Source organism: Stenotrophomonas sp. INTA L402-1 (assembly GCF_059295135.1).
Window position 1 is genome coordinate 1 of sequence record NZ_JCAFWP010000084.1, and the last position, 2,371, is coordinate 2,371.

Sequence of the window (2,371 nt, forward strand, 5' to 3'; positions counted from 1 at the left end):
GGTAGACACCGGCCGACTTGCCCTTGACCTTGCCACGCGTGCCATAACCGCTCAGCGTCGACACCGCCTGCGTGGTTGCCTCGCCGGTGCCGAGCATCACGCCGACCTGGCCACGGCCATCGCCCCAGCGCCAGACATCGCTGCCCAGTTGCAGGGTGTTGATGTGGGTACGGGCATCGACCTGGCCGGCCACGTTCGCCTGCAGCTGGTCACGCCCGGCGCGCACCCAGGTGCCGATGCGGGCGCGGTCGAAGCCGGGCTCGCCGCGGTCATGGCGGCGCAACTGGAACATCTGCACGGCCGCGGCCTGGTTGGCCAGGTAGGCGCCCGGTTCCGGACGCAGCACCGGCACTGGATCGACGGGATTGACCGGCTCAATGGGATCGATGGGATCGATCGGGTCCACAGGATCGACCGGATCCACCGGACCAGTGCCCTGGCACTCCGGCAGTGACGGATTGATATCGCACGGATTACCGGTGTAGGCCGAGGTCAAGTACCAGTTGCCGTTGGTCGCGCCCGGAGTGCCCTTGCGCAGGAAATACTCGTACATGCCACCGATGGCGCGGCCCTGCATGGCGAAGGTTGCGGTGGAGGTGCCATCGACCTGCACCAGCGGAATGCCGTTGATGGTCTGCGCACCGGCGCCATTGATGTTGTTGACCACGATCCGGGTGCTGCCGCTTGCATCGCCGGTGACGTGCACCTTCGAAGTCGGCGCATCGTCGGCGGCCATCACCGTATTGAAGTGCAGCGTGCCGCCCTGGCCGACATAGTTGCCGTTGACGGTCAGCTGGCGGAACTCACCCGGCCCGAGCAGGATGTCGCTGCCTGCACCCAGAGTGAGATTACCGGTGTTGCTGTCGCCGGACAGCATCCAGCGACCGCCCTGGTCGACGATGACGTCGGCCGGGCCGAGGATGCGGCCGGTGAGGTCGAGACCGTTGAGCAGGCTGATCTTTGCGGTGGCTGTATCGGCGATGGTGATGTCGCCGTTGAGCGTGGAGGTGCGGGCGGTGAAGTCGAGCAGGGCGTTGTCGCGCGCTTCGATCATTACGCCGTTACCGCCCGTAAGCGTGGCGCCGTTCTGTGCGGTGATGCGGACGGTCTCGTCACCGCTGCCGCGGGTGACGAGGATCGCGCTGCCGGCGGTTCCGGTGACCGAGGATCCATCGATTGTCAGTCCCCACTCGCTGAAGTTCTCCGCAAATCTTGTATCGCCGTTGTAGTTGACGGAGATGCCGTTGGTATCCCCTTTGACGGACGTCCCGGCGTTGAGATTGACCGTGGCGCCGGTGACGAGAATTCGGCTGTTGAACAGGGTGGCTTCGCTATCGAGGCGACCACCAGCCGATGCGGCGAAAGAGATGCCTCCTGTTCCGGCGACGGTGCTTCGAATCAATGCCACATGAGAGCGCGGAAGCGCAGAAGCACCCACACTCGTGGACAGCGTGATACGGCCGTCAATATTCGAGTCCTGGATGACGGCGTTGCTGTTGACCAGGCTGTTTATGCCTCCGCCGGTGACCGTAGCGTTCTGCAGTGAAACGGAGGCAGGGGCGTTGTTCGCGTAGCGGCCCGTGATCGTGGACGTTCTGGCGTTCTGGACAATCAGCGTTCCACCATTGACGGAGAATGCCTCACCTTCCAGCGCGCTTCCTGACGTGACGGTTACTGTCTGCCCGGGATTGACAGTCGCTGCACCGGTAGAGCCTGCGGCAGTGAAGAGCAATGAGGCGACTACGGCCAGGCCAAGTCGTGACCGCACTGGGGGAGTGGACGCAAGCATTGGCGTGAACTGCATCATGCGCATGGATGTTTCTCCTTGAAGCTTATTGGGGTGGACCCGCATCCGCAGGACCGGAGGCGGCACTGTGCGGATCGGGTCTTGCCTGGGCCATGCAATTGATCTGAAACGCGGGGCGCGTTATGGGATGGACGGAGCAGAATCCAGTCTCTGAATCTGCTCCTTGCAGGGCATTCCGTAGGGGCGCCTACCAAGCGGCGCGCAGGCCGACCTGGGCACCGTGGTTGCGATAGCCGCTGTCGCCACGCTGCACACGCAGGTCACCCCATGCGCTCCAGCGCTGGCCCAGCTGAAGCTGGGCACCGGCCTGCACTTCGTAGCGGTTCTCCGGCGTCTTCGCGCTCAACGACTCACTGTTGAAGCGCATGGCCTCATCGCGCTGGCCACGCAGCCAGTTCGCCGCCAGGAACGGCTGCACGCGGTTGCCCTGCAGCGTTCCCTGGCCAAACAGGCGTACGCCGAGGCGGCTGTTGAGGCCGCCGCCGCGACCATCCTCGACCGTGGTGCCATTGTTTTCGACCAGGCTGTCGCCGTCGTAGTCGGTCCAGGTCAGCTGCGCCTGCG

The 2,371-nt window shown here is 64.5% G+C and carries 2 protein-coding genes; both read right to left on the reverse strand.

What is annotated here, in order from left to right:
- A partial coding sequence (locus tag AC5O77_RS21550) for an autotransporter outer membrane beta-barrel domain-containing protein (RefSeq protein ID WP_494507146.1) occupies positions 1–1,813 on the reverse strand: 1,813 nt, incomplete at its 3' end.
- A gap of 181 nt (positions 1,814–1,994) precedes the next feature.
- On the reverse strand, positions 1,995–2,371 hold a 377-nt coding region (locus AC5O77_RS21555; RefSeq protein ID WP_494507147.1), incomplete at its 5' end, for an autotransporter outer membrane beta-barrel domain-containing protein.